This is a genomic window from Flavobacterium sp. NLM (genome assembly GCF_002210235.1).
GTDB classification, from domain to species: domain Bacteria; phylum Bacteroidota; class Bacteroidia; order Flavobacteriales; family Flavobacteriaceae; genus Flavobacterium; species Flavobacterium panici.
This window is the reverse complement of the sequence record NZ_LIAC01000004.1, coordinates 137,000-153,653: the sequence shown is the minus strand read 5'-3', so window position 1 is coordinate 153,653 and position 16,654 is coordinate 137,000. Positions and strand designations below refer to the sequence as shown.

General features: G+C 36.9%; 13 protein-coding genes, 2 tRNA genes and 3 rRNA genes. 2 read left to right on the top strand and 16 right to left on the bottom strand.

Annotation, left to right across the window (positions count from 1 at the left end):
* Positions 1 to 115: 115 nt before the first annotated feature.
* Together APR43_RS06015 and APR43_RS06010 are read left to right on the top strand one after the other, a co-directional pair.
* Positions 116 to 826, top strand: a complete 711-nt coding sequence (locus tag APR43_RS06015) for an ABC transporter ATP-binding protein (RefSeq protein WP_053470748.1) — start codon at positions 116 to 118, stop codon at positions 824 to 826.
* A 4-nt stretch (positions 827 to 830) separates the two neighbouring features.
* Entirely contained in the window at positions 831 to 3,254 is a 2,424-nt protein-coding gene (locus APR43_RS06010; protein WP_053470747.1) for an ABC transporter permease, read from the top strand.
* Between the two features lie 75 nt (positions 3,255 to 3,329).
* On the opposite strand, the gene APR43_RS06005 is transcribed toward APR43_RS06010, so the two are convergent.
* From APR43_RS06005 to APR43_RS05930, 16 genes are all read right to left on the bottom strand, one after another.
* Entirely contained in the window at positions 3,330 to 4,070 is a 741-nt protein-coding gene (locus APR43_RS06005) for an SDR family oxidoreductase (protein WP_053470746.1), read from the bottom strand.
* A 79-nt stretch (positions 4,071 to 4,149) separates the two neighbouring features.
* The gene (locus APR43_RS06000; protein ID WP_053470745.1) at positions 4,150 to 4,719 is read right to left on the bottom strand and encodes a Crp/Fnr family transcriptional regulator; all 570 of its coding nucleotides are present in this window, start codon (positions 4,717 to 4,719) and stop codon (positions 4,150 to 4,152) included.
* Between the two features lie 69 nt (positions 4,720 to 4,788).
* Complete coding sequence (locus tag APR43_RS05995; protein WP_053470744.1) at positions 4,789 to 5,112, bottom strand: MazG-like protein; 324 nt, start codon at positions 5,110 to 5,112, stop codon at positions 4,789 to 4,791.
* A gap of 3 nt (positions 5,113 to 5,115) precedes the next feature.
* Positions 5,116 to 6,030, bottom strand: coding sequence for a helix-turn-helix domain-containing protein (locus tag APR43_RS05990; protein ID WP_053470743.1), 915 nt, complete (start codon positions 6,028 to 6,030; stop codon positions 5,116 to 5,118).
* Between the two features lies 1 nt (position 6,031).
* On the bottom strand, positions 6,032 to 6,337 hold the full coding sequence (locus APR43_RS05985; protein WP_053470742.1) for a hypothetical protein: 306 nt from the start codon (positions 6,335 to 6,337) through the stop codon (positions 6,032 to 6,034).
* Positions 6,338 to 6,348: 11 nt separating this feature from the next.
* Positions 6,349 to 7,155: an SDR family oxidoreductase gene (locus APR43_RS05980; RefSeq protein ID WP_053470741.1), complete on the bottom strand. Its 807-nt coding sequence runs from the start codon at positions 7,153 to 7,155 to the stop codon at positions 6,349 to 6,351.
* A 103-nt stretch (positions 7,156 to 7,258) separates the two neighbouring features.
* Positions 7,259 to 8,629 (bottom strand): hypothetical protein, encoded by a 1,371-nt coding sequence (locus APR43_RS05975; RefSeq protein WP_053470740.1) that lies wholly within the window; start codon positions 8,627 to 8,629, stop codon positions 7,259 to 7,261.
* A gap of 6 nt (positions 8,630 to 8,635) precedes the next feature.
* Positions 8,636 to 9,139 (bottom strand): endonuclease V, encoded by a 504-nt coding sequence (locus APR43_RS05970; protein ID WP_053470739.1) that lies wholly within the window; start codon positions 9,137 to 9,139, stop codon positions 8,636 to 8,638.
* Positions 9,140 to 9,154: 15 nt separating this feature from the next.
* A complete protein-coding gene (locus tag APR43_RS05965; RefSeq protein WP_053470738.1) occupies positions 9,155 to 9,721 on the bottom strand; it encodes a DUF4256 domain-containing protein in 567 nt (188 codons plus the stop codon).
* 15 nt (positions 9,722 to 9,736) lie between these two features.
* Positions 9,737 to 10,192 carry an SRPBCC domain-containing protein gene (locus tag APR43_RS05960; protein ID WP_053470737.1) on the bottom strand — a complete coding sequence of 152 codons (456 nt, stop codon included), beginning with the start codon at positions 10,190 to 10,192 and terminating at the stop codon, positions 9,737 to 9,739.
* A 15-nt stretch (positions 10,193 to 10,207) separates the two neighbouring features.
* Entirely contained in the window at positions 10,208 to 10,801 is a 594-nt protein-coding gene (locus APR43_RS05955; RefSeq protein WP_053470736.1) for a YdeI/OmpD-associated family protein, read from the bottom strand.
* A 389-nt stretch (positions 10,802 to 11,190) separates the two neighbouring features.
* Positions 11,191 to 11,300 (bottom strand): 5S ribosomal RNA (gene rrf / locus APR43_RS05950).
* 178 nt (positions 11,301 to 11,478) lie between these two features.
* Positions 11,479 to 14,360 (bottom strand): 23S ribosomal RNA (locus APR43_RS05945).
* Positions 14,361 to 14,499: 139 nt separating this feature from the next.
* Positions 14,500 to 14,573 (bottom strand) — tRNA-Ala (locus APR43_RS05940).
* A 156-nt stretch (positions 14,574 to 14,729) separates the two neighbouring features.
* Positions 14,730 to 14,803, bottom strand: a tRNA-Ile gene (locus tag APR43_RS05935).
* A gap of 122 nt (positions 14,804 to 14,925) precedes the next feature.
* Positions 14,926 to 16,439: ribosomal RNA gene (locus APR43_RS05930) — 16S ribosomal RNA — on the bottom strand.
* Together the 16S, 23S and 5S rRNA genes with 2 tRNA genes alongside form the textbook arrangement of a ribosomal RNA operon.
* Between the last annotated feature and the right edge of the window lie 215 nt (positions 16,440 to 16,654).

The following is a 16,654-nucleotide window of genomic DNA, read 5'->3' as shown; positions in this document are numbered from 1 at the left end:
ATAAAAACCTATAAATCGCATTGTTAATTATCTTAATTTTCGGGTGTGTTTCTTTTACTTCAGAAGACAAAAAAAATCAGAAAACGAATAGCAATCAAACATTAAAAAATCAATTATGATTACGATCAAAAAACTTTCTAAAATTTTTAGAACCGAAGAAGTAGAAACAAATGCTTTAAGCGAAATTTCATTAACCATAAACGAAGGTGATTTTGTCTCGATAATGGGACCGTCCGGAAGCGGGAAATCGACTTTATTAAATATCATCGGATTATTAGACAGCGCTTCTGGCGGAAGTTATGAATTGCTGGGACAGGAAATGATTGCCCTGAAAGAGAAATTAAAATCGAAAGCCAGAAAAGAAAATATTGGGTTCATTTTTCAGAATTTTAATTTAATTGATGAATTATCGGTTTATGATAATATCGAACTTCCGTTGATTTACAATAATGTTCCGTCATCTGAAAGAAAGAAAAAAATAGAGCATATTGCAGCTGTTTTAGGCATTTCACATCGTTTAAAACATTTTCCGCAGCAGCTTTCGGGCGGGCAACAGCAGCGTGTAGCGGTTGCAAGAGCTTTAATTAATGACCCTAAAATTATTCTTGCCGATGAGCCTACAGGAAATCTGGACAGTAAAAACGGAAATGAAGTAATGGAATTATTGACAGATCTTCATGCTGCCGGTTCTACAATTTTGATGGTGACACATTCTGATTATGACGCTTCTTTTTCGCAGAAAATAATTTTAATGAAAGATGGAGTTATTCTTTCGGAGAAATTAAATCAGAGAAATGTGGATGTTTTAGTAACTTCTAAAAAATAAGGTCATGCTGAAAAATTGGATTAATGTTTTTACGTATCATATAAAAAACAATAAGCTGTTTACGGTTTTGAATGTTTTGGGATTGAGTATTGGAATTGCGGGTTTAATTTTTGCGATTTTGTATTGGAACGACGAACAGAGTTATGATCAATGGAACCCGAACAAAGACAATGTATTTTTAGTAGCCAATCAAATGGACCCAACCACCTATTGGGCTTCAAGTTCTGCACCTATAGGCTCTGCCATAAAAAATACAAGTCCCGAAGTCGAATCTTTTTGTTATTTAAATGGCAATTATGACAATGAAATTATTCGTTACAATAATAAAAAAGTACAGTCTGACAAAATTGTTGTAGCACAGAAAAACTTTTTCGAATATTTTCCTTATTCCTTTATTGAAGGAAATATAAAAAATGCACTGCCTGATGTAAATAGTATTAGTATATCCCAAGATTTGTCGCAGCAGCTTTTTGGAAGCGAGAGCGCTTTAGGGAAAAAGGTTATTTTACAAAATCAGGTTTTAATTGTTAGAGGTGTTTACAAACTGGATAAAAAATCGGTTTTTAATCCTTCGTGTGTAGTCAATTTCATGGACACACGAGTAAAAAACAGCATTCAGCAATGGGGGAATTTTCAGTTTATTCTTTTATTAAAATTAAAAAAACCAACTGATTCAGAAATCGTTACAAAAAATCTGGCTAAAGTTTATTATGAGAACATGATGATGCCGCGGGCAAAAGCTCAAGGTATGAGTCCGCAAGAGTTTATTAAAAAATTTGGCGAAGTAAAACCTCATTTAGAACCTTTATCGATTGTTCGTTTACATACTAAAACCGGTGGTTTGATAGAATCTAACGGAAATTATCAGCTATTATTAATTTTTACCGGATTATCAATTTTAGTCTTAATACTGTCAATTGTAAACTATGTCAATTCGGCTACTGCAAATGCTGTAAAAAGAGCTAAGGAAGTTGGCGTTCGTCAGATCGTTGGAGCATCGAAAATAGAAATCATACAACAGTTTATTTTTGAAACCGCAATAATTTCATTGTTTTCTATTTTGATATCGCTTGTTATTGTAGAACTTTCTTTACCGTATTACAATGTTTTTTTAGAAAAAACACTTGTATTACAAAGCAATCAGTTTTATCTGCAGCTTTTCGTTATATTCATTATAATGATAATTGCAGCAGGAATTTTTCCGGCGGTATATGTTTCCAACTTTGATGTTTTAAAAGTATTGCGAGGAAATTTTGCCCGAAGTAAAAATGGTATCTGGCTTCGAAACGGAATGTTGATTTTTCAATTTGCTGTGGCAGCTTTCTTTATTATTGGTTCTTATATAGTATATCAGCAGATTAATTATATGAACTCAAAAGATGTCGGTTTTAACGGAAACCAGATTCTGAATATCTCTTATAGAAATATTTATGGCGAAAAAATTAGTAATGAAGACAGAATGCGCAAATACAACGGCATTAAAAATGAATTGCTGCGTATTAAGGGAGTAAAACAAGTTTCTGGCGGCGGATTTGTTCTGGGAAACGGTGCAAAATCGGTAATTTCATATCATCATAAAGACATAAATATAGATGGAAATAATATTCCGGTAGACTTTGGCCTTCTTGAAATGATGAAAATAAAAATAGTTAAAGGACGCTATTTAAGTCCGGATTATTCTCAGGATACTATTAGTTCGATGCTGATTAATGAAACCGCTTTAAAATTATTAAACGAGAAAGATCCGATAGGAAAAAAAATTAACTGGGACGGAAAAGAAGCCATTATCGTAGGAGTTGTAAAAGATTTTAACATTGGAAATCCCGGCGAAGCCATACCCCCTGTCACTATATTTCATTTTAAAAGTGTACCGTGGTTTACGAGCCTTTTGAATAATATTTATGTAACAGCCGATCCTAAAACCATGTCGCAGACTATAGCCGATATAGAAAATTTGTGGACAAAAAAAGTTGATTCTGACTATCCGTTTTTATATGATTTTGTAGATAAAGAATATAAAAAGTCATACAGCAGTTATGTAAAACAAAAAAATCTTTTTTCTTTATTAAACATTATCGTAATTACTATTGCCCTTTTCGGACTATTTGCTCTGGCTTCTTATTCGATTGAAAGACGAATGAAAGAAATCGCTATTAGAAAAACTCTTGGTGCAGAAACGAATGTTTTATTAATAGAACTTTGTAAACAGTATATCTTTTTCTGCATCATTGGTTTTTTAATTGCTTTATTCCCTGTTTATTATTTACTAAATAAATGGCTGGAGAATTTCGCCTATAGAATTACCATTTCTATGTATCCTTTTTTAATTGGATTTACAGCTTTACTTTCATTAACGTTATTAGTTGTTCTTTCAAGGGCTTATCAGGCAACAAAAGTTGATGTTTTGAAATATCTGAAATATGAATAAATTCAGTTTGCATTAAAATAAAAAAGACTCCAAATATAGATTTGGAGTCTTTTCATTAAATTATTTTTTTTAGTCTTACCAAGGACTTACTCCTGTTTCATCTTCAATATCATTACTAAAAAACTGCCCATTTGGTCCGTTTTCATCTGTTACGGTATGTTTAATAATAAACGATGCTGCACTTTCTACAGTTCCAGGTCCGCTATGATGATTAAAATCTGTTGCGGTGTAACCCGGATCAATTGCATTTACTTTAAAAGACAAATCTTTTAGTTCAAAAGCCAGTACAATGGTATATGCATTTAATGCTGATTTTGAAGTTCCATAAGCTGCCGATTTGAAATCGTAATATTTCCAGGTTGGATCACTATGCAAAGTCAAAGAACCAAGTCCCGAAGTAATATTACTGATTCTGGGACTGTCTGATTTTTTAAGTAATTCTAAAAAAGCCTGAGTAACACTTATAACACCAAAAAAGTTTGTCTCAAATACATCTTTAATATCTTTTACGCTGGTATCTGAAGCGGTTTGAGGAAACTGGCCGCCGCTTATTCCCGCATTATTAATCAGGATATCTAATTTTCCCTGCTCGCTTTCTACAATATTCTTTGCTGCTAAAATAGAATCCGGATTGGTAACATCAATTTGAATGGCTTTGATGTTTTGAAAACCATCTTTATTTAATTCTTTTACAACTTCGTTTCCTTTTTCAAGATCGCGGCTTCCTAAATAAACAAACAATCCTTGTTTTGAAAGTTGTTTTGTTATTTCTAATCCTATGCTTCTGTTTGCTCCTGTTATTAATACTGATTTCATTTTTAAATTGTTTTAAAATTATAATACAAAGTTGGTTACTTTGAAAATGGAATCTTTTGTCATTTGGCAAAAAGCAATTTTAAGTGATGTTTTTTCTAATTCTGCTTAATGACGATTGTGTAATTCCTAAATAAGAAGCCACATAAGATAACGGAATGCGATTGATAACGTTTGGATAAATTTTCAAAAACATTAAATAACGTGTTGTAGCATCTTCTGAAACCAGCGGACTTCTTCTTTCTACTTTTTGTCTCAATGCTTTTGAAATAATTCTGTGCACAATAGCATCCCAGCCAATAATAGTTTCTAAAAGTTCCCTCCAGTCTTTTTTAGAAAAAACCAGCAGTTTACAATCTGTTATCGCCTGCACATAAGCATTGGAACAAATATCATTATCGAAACTTTCCATGTCAACAACCAGATTATTTTCGTCGATAAAATATTTGGTAATTTCTTCACCTCTATTGTTGTAATAACAAACGCGAGTAATTCCGTCTAAAACAAAACCGACTTGCTGAGCAATTTTACCAGCTTCCGAAAAATATTCATCTTTCTTAAGTTCCAATATAGTTGTTTTACTCGCAATTAAATCCAGCTGATGCTGATTTAAAGTTCCAAATTGCAATATATAATCTATAAATTCTTTCATAGAGGCAAGTTAATCAAAGTTATTTGTTCGGAATTTGTCATTTGGCAAAAACGATTCAAAACATAAAAGTTATTTTCCAAGTAAATTTTCGGTACTGGTTAAAAATTCTTCCGTTGCTTTTTCAATATCGATATTCATTCTTTCAGCCAAAACGGTCAGCCACCAAATCGATTCTCCTAATTTATGTTTGAGTTCTTGTTCTGTATTTCCTTTTGGCCATCTTCCTTGCTGCGACATTACGTTACGCCCAACTAAACCGGCATCTGTCAAAAATGCTAGTGCATCTTCTTCAATTGTCCATTCACTTCCGTGATGAGATAATTCTAATTCGTGATAACGCTTTCTTATTTCTAAAGAACGTTTTTTTAGCTGTTCAAAATTTATTGATGCCATAATTTAATTTTTATTGAATTGTTCCTGAAACGCGATTGGACTAATATTCGTTTTCTTTTTAAATAATTTATTAAAAGACTGCGGATGCTCAAAACCTAATTTATAGGCAATTTCAGAAATTGAAAAAGTTCCTTTCGTAATATATTCTTTCGCCTTTTCTATTAGTTTATCATGAATAAACTGCTGTGTATTTTGTCCCGAAAGATTCCGAAGCAAATCGCTTAAATATCGGGCAGACAAACCCAATTCATCTGCAACAAACTGTACGGTTGGCAAACCATTTTCAAGTGCTTTTTCGTTATTAAAGTAGTCTTCAAGTAAAATTTCCAATTTCGAAAGTACATCATTATTAACCGCTTTTCGGGTAATAAACTGTCGGTTGTAAAAACGATTGCTATAATTCAGTAAAAGTTCAATTTGCGAAATAAGCACGTCTTGGCTAAAATTATCAATTCGTTCTTTCAGCTCATTTTGAATATTGGCAAAAACATCTAAAATAGTTTCTTTTTCATTTTCCGATAAATACAAAGCTTCAGATGCCGTATACGAAAAGAATCCGTACTTTTTAATATTGGCGTTTAATGTATAAGGCCGAATAAAATCAGGATGAATATTTAAGGACATTCCGCTGTAATCGGCTTCTTCTTCCTGCATTTTTAAAATTTGTCCCGGCGAAACAAACGACATTCCGCCTTCTTCAAAATCATAAAAACCATGTCCGTAACGAAGCTTTCCCGAAAAATGAGTTTTAAAAGAGATTTTATAAAAATCTAAAATAATTCCGTTTTCAAAATCTTTTGGGTCAAATATCGCTTCACCATAATTTAAAATACTAATAAGCGGATGCATGGGCTTTGGCTGTCCCATAGCTTTATGCAGTTCTGAAATGCTGTTGAATATTTTAGGTTGATTTTTCATTTCACAAATTTATAAAATGTTCGACTGGGGCAATGTTCCAGCTTACTGTACTTTGATCAATCATATCATGTACAACAGAATCGCTAAGTTCTGTCATTAATTTATGCATGGCATCTGTACCTTCTACTGCGCTGTCCCAAACCAACATATCGTAAACAATTCCCTTTTTCAATTCGAAAATGGTTCTGGAACGAAATCCTTTTTGACGTTTTAAAAATTCGTCGATTGCTGCATTGGCTTCAATAAATTGCTGTGTTGTAAAACCCTTTAATTTAAAAGTCGTTAATTCTATCGCTTGATTTTTCATCTTATTTTAAATTAAAAAGTAAACATTGCTTTTATATTCTGTACTTGAGTTTCAGCGCCATTTTTCACTCTTTCATCATATAAAGCATTAGCATCATTTCCGGCAATATATCGCAATTGATTTTTGTTATCTGTTGCTGCTTCATATATAATTTGAGCAACATCTTCTGCATTGGTATAATTCTCCAATTGTTCTGCGCTGTAACCTTTACTAACTTCTGCGGTTAATTTTTCATACGCTTCGTGTTGTCCAACTTCCATAGAACGAATTGCAAAATCGGTTTTCATACCGCCTGGAGCGACAACTTTCACCTGAATTCCAAATTGGGTTAATTCTGATGCCAGACTTTCTGAAAAACCATCAACTCCAAATTTTGTTGCGCTGTAAATAGAACAAGTCGGAAATCCAATTAATCCGAAAGTAGAAGTAACATTTATAAAAGTACCGATTTTTTTCTCCCGAAAATGTGGTGTAAAAGCTTTTGAAATTCTAATAACACCAAATAAATTCGTAACAATCTGGCGTTCGATTTGAATTTCACTTAAAGATTCTAATGCGCCAATTAATCCGTAACCGGCATTGTTTAGTACAACGTCAACAGCATATTTCTCTGTAATGTTTTTTATTGTTTCAGTAATTTGTTCCGAATTTGTAACGTCAAGCGGAAGTACGATTACGTTTTTTAATGAAGTTAATTCTGTTTCCTTTTCAGGATTTCTCATTGTGGCAATTACCTGCCAGCCTTTGCTTTGAAATAATTTTGCTGCTGATTTTCCTAAACCAGTTGAAGCTCCTGTAATAAAAATTGTCTTTTGCATTTTTAATTGTTTTAAAATTATAATGCAAAGATCAGCCGAAGCCTGAAGTTGTTTTTAGTCGTTTTGGACAATTGGTTAGCCAAAATGACGATTACGAAATAAATTAGTCACCGCCACAGCCTCCGCATGAACTTCCGCATGAGCTGCCACAAGAACTCCCGCATGAGCTTCCTCCAGAACTTCCACATCCTGAATTACTGTTTGATGACAAAAAGTTGTTATTTGCAGGCATGACCAAAGGCATAAAAGAAGCTGTCAGTCCTCCGTATAAAAAATAATTCCACTGCCAGTCTTGTTCAACATTAGTATTACTTTTTCCTTCTTTAAAAGAGGAGTGAATTGTATGAAAAAATAAATAGTTCACTACTTTCTTATAGTAACGATAAGAGATCGCTGCTAAAATTATGGTTATAATAACAATATTAGTTATAGCTTTTCCTCTAGAAACTCCTGTAATAATTCTGCTAAAGCCTATACTTAAAAGAAGTCCAAAAACCAGCAACGCTGTTTTTATGATAAATAAAAATTGTTTAGAATCTAAAATCGTTTCTCTAATTTTTTCAACTCCTTTTTTTAATTGTTGAAATATTGGTTTGTTTATAATTAACTGATGTAACTGTAGATAAGGTATTAAATCATATTCTTTCATGATCTCAATAACACAATTTTCATATTGATTATTTGTTAGCGTATCATCGATTAAGTTTAATTTATTGCCTGTAACCTGAATTCTTCTATTTTCAATTAAATTATTTACGACTCCATGAATTACATAGTCTAGATTATTTTTTTGAAAGAAGACCAATTCTAAAGGTGTGAGATTGCTAATGATTAATTTCGACTTAATTTTTTCAATCAGCGAATCACAAGTTTTCTTAACAAATTGCATCAATAAAAAGGTTATCAAAGCGAACAAGAATATGTAATACCATGCAAAATATGGATTATCAATTTGAATCAAAATTGGTTTTATAAGAAGAGAAATAGGAAAACTTAAAAGTATAAATGCTCCTAAAAAAATTATTTTTAATATTCCTAGATTATAATTAGCGTTGTCTAATTGGAGAGAATCCATTGGATTTCCAAGAGTCCAAATTTCTTCTGGCTGTTTTCCAAAATTTAATTCGTATAAGTTTTTAGTAACTTCTTTTGCTTTATGGAATTTCTCGTGTTCCGCTTTATTGTGTGTTGACGGAATATGCTCAATTCTTTTTGCTAAAATTGTACAGAGATCAGAATAGGAATTTGTAAAAATTAAATGCTGATGCCAGACAATATCAACAATTTCTGAAGGCGAAACCATTTCGTTTGAAGTTGCGGCCAGATACATGAATTTTTTATATTCTAAAATCGCTGTTTTAGTAAAATAAATAGTCCAACTATTTTCGAATGCTAATCTTGTTGAAAATCCGTATTGATCATTTGGTTTGTCGAGATCAAAATTTTCGATTTGATTCCAAAGTTGTATATCCATAAAAAATTAAAGTTCTTTCGTTAAACGATCTAACTCTTTTAATAAAGTCGGCATTCTAAATTCACCAGACATAGTTTCAACTTTTTGGAAAGCTTCTTCTAAATCAATCCCAATAGATGTTACAAATAATGGTTTTGCGCTGTCGCCTCTTAACAAAGGCTTTTTATCTTTTTCGATACTTGCAAAATTAGTTTTGGCAACACCAATAATCGGAATTTGTTTATTGAGCTTTTCATATAAACGTCCGCCTAAACCATGCTTTTTATCATCATCTAAATATACGAATCCGTCCACAATTATAGCTTCTATATTTTCCAAATCAATCTGATTTAACAAACTGATAATACACGGAAGTTCTCTTTTATAGAATTCTCCCGGAATATATTCTGAAACATTATCAATTATTTCTGTGTGAACTTTAAAGTTTTTATCTTCATTCCAATTCTCAAATTCAAGGCATACAGTTTTTGCTTTATTATTAAAGTAATAAGTATCGAAGGCTAATATCATATCTATTTTTACTCTTTAAACTCTTAATGAACCACGGAAACCTCTCGCAGCATAATATGAATCGGCACCATTGTGGTATACAAAAACGGTATCATAACGAAAATCTGAAAAAATTGCTCCGCCCAATTTTCTGATGTTTGTGGGAGTTAAAATCCAGCTTGATGTTTTAGTATCAAATTTTCCAAGTTTTTGAAGTTCGCGGTATTCATCTTCATTCAAAATTTGAATTCCCATTTCAGAAGCCATGTTTACAGCACTGTCTTTTGGCTTATTCTCTTTTCTTTTTTCTAATGCTTCATGATCGTAACAAATACTTCTACGCCCTTTTGGGCTTTCAGCCACACAATCATAAAAGATATATTCATTTGTTTTGTCATCATAGCCTACAACATCCGGCTCTCCTTCAGTTCTTTCCATTTCATCAAGAGACCAAAGTTTTTCAGGATTAGCTTTTAGCTTTGACTCTACTTTTTCCCATTCAATATTTTGATGACGATGTTTATTATTTTCAAAACGTGCTTCAAGAATACTTAACAATGATTCTTGCTGTTCTGATGATAATTTATATTTTTGATTATTCATGGCTTTTGAATTAAATTAGGAAATAAATTCTGAGAGATATTTTTCAAGCTTTTCTATATTCTCTTTTTGTCCCTGATCTGCTTTGTGAGCTTTTACAATAATATCAAACATTTCTTCAGAATCGAATAAAAGTGTCCAGTCTAATAGTGTTTCTGAATTGTTAGATTCAAATAAAACAGTTGTAATAAAATGCGGATTGAAATGTTCGAAAACAATTTTTCTAAGTGAGATAATTTCTTTAAAGATACTGCGGTTTGGGTAATTCTTTCCATCCGGTCCATGCATTGTTAAATTCCACTCGCCTTCTTCCTTAAAATCCATTTTATGAATTGTATTTGTAAAACCGTTTGGTCCCCACCAATTTGAAATATGTTCCGGATTTGTCCACATTTCCCAAACTATATCCGTTGGAGCCTTAAGCAATATTTTACTTTGAAGAATTCTATTTTGAATATTATTTTTACTTTCCATATTTACCAGAATGATTTAATCGTTCAACCCTTTCCCATCTAAAATATTTGGAATATTTTTTTCTACTCTCGCCTCTCTTGTTTTGGATTGTTTTGGTTGAGAAAAATGTAAAAGATAAGCCCTTTGTCTTCCAGGTGTAAGTGCAGAAAAAGCTTTTTGTAAATCAGGCATAGTATCTAATTTCTTCTGAAATTCTTCAGATACTTCAAATTCAGAAGTTTTTTTCAGTTCTACTTTCAAACCGGCTTTTTCAATTTCTATTGCCTGATAAATATATGTTTTTAAGATGTCTTTTAATCCAACAATTTCTTTAAGATTTGTAAATCGTATTTGACGCGCTGCCTGAACATTTTCAGATTGCTGGATCAAAATACCATCTGTATCTTTTAATAAAGCACCTTTAAAAAACAAAAAAGCACAATATTCTTTAAAAGAATGAATTAGTACGACGTTATTTTCTTTATAAGTATAACAAGGAACACCCCATTTTAATTCTTCGCTTAATTGACATTCAAGGGCAATTTTTCGCATTAAAATTAATTCTTCCTGCCATTTCTTGGCTTCATCAAAAAAGAAATCAACTTTTGGGTTTGCATTAATTTGTGACATTTCAATTTTCTTTAAAAAATAATCTTTCAGAATAGGAGAAAGATTTCAATTTAAAATTAAAACTTTTTTTTTGATTTAATGATACATTTAAAAGTCCAGCAAAGTAGAAGGATATTATCTAAAGATAAAATAGAAATGAAATAGTTTTAAAACTTAAAAAATAACAAGCAAAAAATAAAATTTAAGGCATTATCTATCGAAAAGCACACACAAATACAATTTCGATATAAAAGAAAGGAATATCGCTCGATATTTAGCAAGTTCAAAAAATAAGGCCATATCCTGCAGTTTAAACCCTGAAAACGTTAGATTTCTTTCTTTGAAATTAGTTTCCAAAAGTATTATAAAACAAAAAATCCTCATCAAATACATGATGAGGATTCTTAAAAGAAAGGCGACGACATACTCTCCCACAATACTGCAGTACCATCTGCGCAGGCGGGCTTAACTACTCTGTTCGGGATGGGAAGAGGTGAGCCCCGCCGCAATAACCACCTTAAGGTTGTTAGTCTAAAGTCACAAGTCTTAAAGTTGTAAAGTCTTTCGACTTTTGACTTTAATCTTTCGACTTAAAGACTGCCCGCGACGGGCAAATATTTTAACATACTGAGATAAAGAAAGTTTTAGTATTTAGAAAGTTTCCTCCCCTCTCGTCTGGGACGAGAGAGGAAAAGGTTGTACATAAGCTTACGGATTATTAGTACTACTCGACTATGACATTACTGCCTTTACATCTATAGCCTATCAACGTGGTCATCTTCCACGATCCTTAAAAGAAATCTCATCTTGTGGTGGGTTTCGCGCTTATATGCTTTCAGCGCTTATCCCTTCCAAACGTAGCTACTCTGCGGTGCCCCTGGCGGGACAACAGATACACTAGAGGTTTGTCCAATTCGGTCCTCTCGTACTAGAATCAGATCCACTCAAATTTCTAACGCCCACAGTAGATAGAGACCGAACTGTCTCACGACGTTCTGAACCCAGCTCGCGTGCCACTTTAATGGGCGAACAGCCCAACCCTTGGGACCTTCTCCAGCCCCAGGATGTGACGAGCCGACATCGAGGTGCCAAACCCCCCCGTCGATATGAGCTCTTGGGGGAGATCAGCCTGTTATCCCCGGCGTACCTTTTATCCTTTGAGCGATGGCCCTTCCATGCGGAACCACCGGATCACTATGCTCTACTTTCGTACCTGATCGACCTGTATGTCTCTCAGTCAAGCTCCCTTATGCCATTGCACTCTACGCACGGTTACCAAGCGTACTGAGGGAACCTTTAGAAGCCTCCGTTACTCTTTTGGAGGCGACCACCCCAGTCAAACTACCCACCAAGCAATGTCCCCCGCAGCGCGGGGTTAGGCCTCAGATAAACAAAGGGTTGTATTTCAACAATGACTCCACAACGCCTGGCGACGCCGCTTCATAGTCTCCAACCTATCCTACACATCATTTATCCAAGGTCAATACTAAGCTATAGTAAAGGTGCACAGGGTCTTTTCGTCCCACTGCGGGTAAACGGCATCTTCACCGTTACTACAATTTCACCGAGCTCATGGCTGAGACAGTGTCCAGATCGTTACACCATTCGTGCAGGTCGGAACTTACCCGACAAGGAATTTCGCTACCTTAGGACCGTTATAGTTACGGCCGCCGTTTACTGGGGCTTCAATTCAATGCTTCTCCGAAGATAACATCTCCTCTTAACCTTCCAGCACCGGGCAGGTGTCAGGCCCTATACTTCATCTTACGATTTTGCAGAGCCCTGTGTTTTTGATAAACAGTCGCCTGGACCTCTTCACTGCGGCCCCGATTGCTCGGGGCGACCTTTCTCCCGAAGTTACAGGTCTATTTTGCCTAATTCCTTAGCCATGAATCTCTCGAGCACCTTAGGATTCTCTCCTCAACTACCTGTGTCGGTTTACGGTACTGGTACTAATTACCTGAAGTTTAGAGGTTTTTCTTGGAAGCCCTTAGGCGCACTATCTCTTTGTCCGAAGACTCCGAGTACTATCGTATTTCACCACTCTCTACGGATTTGCCTATAGAGCGTATAGCTAGGTACTTTAACGAACTATTCCGTCAGTTCGCGGCGCTTTCATCACTCCGTCACCCCATCACAGTAATTAGTAGTACGGGAATATTAACCCGTTAGCCATCGACTGTCCCTTTCGGGTTCGCCTTAGGACCAGACTAACCCACAGCTGATTAGCATAGCTGTGGAAACCTTAGTTTTTCGGTGTGCGGGTTTCTCGCCCGCATTATCGTTACTTATGCCTACATTTTCTTTTCTAACCAGTCCAGCATACCTGACGATACACCTTCAACCCTGTTAGAATGCTCCCCTACCACTTACAGTAAACTGTAAATCCATAGCTTCGGTAATACACTTATGCCCGATTATTATCCATGCTCGTCCGCTCGACTAGTGAGCTGTTACGCACTCTTTAAATGAATGGCTGCTTCCAAGCCAACATCCTAGCTGTCTGGGCAGACAAACCTCGTTCTTTCAACTTAGTGTATATTTGGGGACCTTAGCTGATGGTCTGGGTTCTTTCCCTCTCGGACTTGGACCTTAGCACCCAAGCCCTCACTGCTGAGAAACATTATATAGCATTCGGAGTTTGTCAGGAATTGGTAGGCGGTGAAGCCCCCGCATCCAATCAGTAGCTCTACCTCTATATAACTTAATTCAGCGCTGCACCTAAATGCATTTCGGGGAGTACGAGCTATTTCCGAGTTTGATTGGCCTTTCACCCCTACCCACAGGTCATCCGAAGACTTTTCAACGTCAACCGGTTCGGACCTCCACTGTGTGTTACCACAGCTTCATCCTGCCCATGGGTAGATCACACGGTTTCGCGTCTAACACTACTGACTAAAGCGCCCTATTCAGACTCGCTTTCGCTGCGGATCCGTGGCTTAACCACTTAACCTCGCCAGCAGCGTTAACTCGTAGGCTCATTATGCAAAAGGCACGCCGTCACCCCACGAAAGGGCTCCGACCGCTTGTAAGCGTATGGTTTCAGGATCTATTTCACTCCGTTATTCACGGTTCTTTTCACCTTTCCCTCACGGTACTGGTTCACTATCGGTCTCTCAGGAGTATTTAGCCTTAGCGGATGGTCCCGCCAAATTCAGACAGGGTTTCACGTGCCCCGCCCTACTCAGGATACCACTATCTATTACATTTATTACCCATACGGGACTATCACCCTCTATGGTGTCACTTTCCAGTAACTTCCGGTTCTGCATGCATAAAATATCGTGGTCCTACAACCCCAGCAATGCCGTAACATCACTGGTTTGGGCTAATCCGCGTTCGCTCGCCACTACTTACGGAATCACTTTTGTTTTCTTCTCCTCCGCCTACTTAGATGTTTCAGTTCAGCGGGTTTGCCCACCTATCGGTGTACTATGTCTTCAACATAGTGGGTTGCCCCATTCGGGTATCTGCGGATCAATCAATGTGTGCTTGTCCCCGCAGCTTTTCGCAGCTTATCACGCCCTTCATCGCCTCTGAGAGCCTAGGCATCCCCCATACGCCCTTATTTTGCTTATTGTACCAATCTTGTTTCTTAAAACAAGACCGTTTTTTTTGTTTTTTACAATAAAATTGTAAAAAACGCTTTCTACTTTCTTATTATTTTCTTATCTCAATATGTCAATGAACTTTTATTGTCTATCTTTATAGACAATCAGTGGAGAATAACGGAGTCGAACCGTTGACCTCCTGCGTGCAAGGCAGGCGCTCTAGCCAGCTGAGCTAATCCCCCATTTTTTAGTTGTCAGTTAACAGTTTTCAGTTAACAGTACTTAAAACGGTTACTCAACCTCTAAAATTTCCTTTTTTCTAAGTTTCAGTCTTTTTAATTTATTCTTGTTTCTTATAATTTACAATTCATAATTTATAATTAACAATTCTTAAAAAGTAGTCCCGGGCAGACTCGAACTGCCGACCCCTACATTATCAGTGTAGTACTCTAACCAGCTGAGCTACGAGACTCTGTTTTACTTAAAAATTTATTATTTGAACTAACAGCAAGAGTAATATAATCCTCGATTCAAAACCAACAGGTTTCGCATCTTTTTTCCCCAGCGTGCATATAGCTAACACTAAGGCTCTAGAAAGGAGGTGTTCCAGCCGCACCTTCCGGTACGGCTACCTTGTTACGACTTAGCCCTAGTTACCAGTTTTACCCTAGGCAGCTCCTTGCGGTCACCGACTTCAGGCACCCCCAGCTTCCATGGCTTGACGGGCGGTGTGTACAAGGCCCGGGAACGTATTCACCGGATCATGGCTGATATCCGATTACTAGCGATTCCAGCTTCACGGAGTCGAGTTGCAGACTCCGATCCGAACTGTGACCGGTTTTATAGATTCGCTCCTGGTCGCCCAGTGGCTGCTCTCTGTACCGGCCATTGTAGCACGTGTGTAGCCCAAGGCGTAAGGGCCGTGATGATTTGACGTCATCCCCACCTTCCTCACAGTTTGCACTGGCAGTCTTGTTAGAGTTCCCGACATGACTCGCTGGCAACTAACAACAGGGGTTGCGCTCGTTATAGGACTTAACCTGACACCTCACGGCACGAGCTGACGACAACCATGCAGCACCTTGTAAATTGTCTTGCGAAAGTTCTGTTTCCAAAACGGTCAATCTACATTTAAGCCTTGGTAAGGTTCCTCGCGTATCATCGAATTAAACCACATGCTCCACCGCTTGTGCGGGCCCCCGTCAATTCCTTTGAGTTTCATTCTTGCGAACGTACTCCCCAGGTGGGATACTTATCACTTTCGCTTAGCCACTGAGATTGCTCCCAACAGCTAGTATCCATCGTTTACGGCGTGGACTACCAGGGTATCTAATCCTGTTCGCTCCCCACGCTTTCGTCCATCAGCGTCAATCAACTGGTAGTAACCTGCCTTCGCAATTGGTATTCCATGTAATATCTAAGCATTTCACCGCTACACTACATATTCTAGTTACTTCCCAGTAATTCAAGTTCAGCAGTATCAATGGCCGTTCCACCGTTGAGCGATGGGCTTTCACCACTGACTTACTAAACCGCCTACGGACCCTTTAAACCCAATGATTCCGGATAACGCTTGGATCCTCCGTATTACCGCGGCTGCTGGCACGGAGTTAGCCGATCCTTATTCTTACGATACCGTCAAGTCCCGACACGTCGGGATGTTTCTTCTCGTACAAAAGCAGTTTACAATCCATAGGACCGTCATCCTGCACGCGGCATGGCTGGATCAGGCTTGCGCCCATTGTCCAATATTCCTCACTGCTGCCTCCCGTAGGAGTCTGGTCCGTGTCTCAGTACCAGTGTGGGGGATCTCCCTCTCAGGACCCCTACCCATCGTTGCCTTGGTAAGCCGTTACCTTACCAACTAGCTAATGGGACGCATGCTCATCTTTCACCGTTGTGACTTTAATTACATCTCGATGCCGAGTCGTAATACTATGAGGTATTAATCCAAATTTCTCTGGGCTATCCCTCTGTGAAAGGCAGATTGCATACGCGTTACGCACCCGTGCGCCGGTCTCAAGCACCGAAGTGCTCTACCCCTCGACTTGCATGTGTTAAGCCTGCCGCTAGCGTTCATCCTGAGCCAGGATCAAACTCTTCATCGTATATTTTAAATATTATTATTCGATGCTTTATCTAGTGGTTCTTTTCAAATCTCTCGATTCTATTACTCTTATTCTTTTGTTCCGATTTGCATCGGAACGGCTGTCAATTCAATATGTCTACGAACGTGTATTTCTTTTTAACTTCGCTTGTGTTTCAAAGCGGGTGCAAAAGTAGTGAGTTTATCAGCATTTACAATACTTTTTATCGCTTTTTT

Bases quoted from the DNA above. Each gene is read 5' to 3' on its own strand.
- APR43_RS06015 (WP_053470748.1), top strand. From the start codon at position 116: ATGATTACGATCAAAAAACTTTCTAAAATTTTTAGAACCGAAGAAGTA.
- APR43_RS06010 (WP_053470747.1), top strand. From the start codon at position 831: ATGCTGAAAAATTGGATTAATGTTTTTACGTATCATATAAAAAACAAT.
- APR43_RS06005 (WP_053470746.1), bottom strand. From the start codon at position 4,070: ATGAAATCAGTATTAATAACAGGAGCAAACAGAAGCATAGGATTAGAA.
- APR43_RS06000 (WP_053470745.1), bottom strand. From the start codon at position 4,719: ATGAAAGAATTTATAGATTATATATTGCAATTTGGAACTTTAAATCAG.
- APR43_RS05995 (WP_053470744.1), bottom strand. From the start codon at position 5,112: ATGGCATCAATAAATTTTGAACAGCTAAAAAAACGTTCTTTAGAAATA.
- APR43_RS05990 (WP_053470743.1), bottom strand. From the start codon at position 6,030: ATGAAAAATCAACCTAAAATATTCAACAGCATTTCAGAACTGCATAAA.
- APR43_RS05985 (WP_053470742.1), bottom strand. From the start codon at position 6,337: ATGAAAAATCAAGCGATAGAATTAACGACTTTTAAATTAAAGGGTTTT.
- APR43_RS05980 (WP_053470741.1), bottom strand. From the start codon at position 7,155: ATGCAAAAGACAATTTTTATTACAGGAGCTTCAACTGGTTTAGGAAAA.
- APR43_RS05975 (WP_053470740.1), bottom strand. From the start codon at position 8,629: ATGGATATACAACTTTGGAATCAAATCGAAAATTTTGATCTCGACAAA.
- APR43_RS05970 (WP_053470739.1), bottom strand. From the start codon at position 9,139: ATGATATTAGCCTTCGATACTTATTACTTTAATAATAAAGCAAAAACT.
- APR43_RS05965 (WP_053470738.1), bottom strand. From the start codon at position 9,721: ATGAATAATCAAAAATATAAATTATCATCAGAACAGCAAGAATCATTG.
- APR43_RS05960 (WP_053470737.1), bottom strand. From the start codon at position 10,192: ATGGAAAGTAAAAATAATATTCAAAATAGAATTCTTCAAAGTAAAATA.
- APR43_RS05955 (WP_053470736.1), bottom strand. From the start codon at position 10,801: ATGTCACAAATTAATGCAAACCCAAAAGTTGATTTCTTTTTTGATGAA.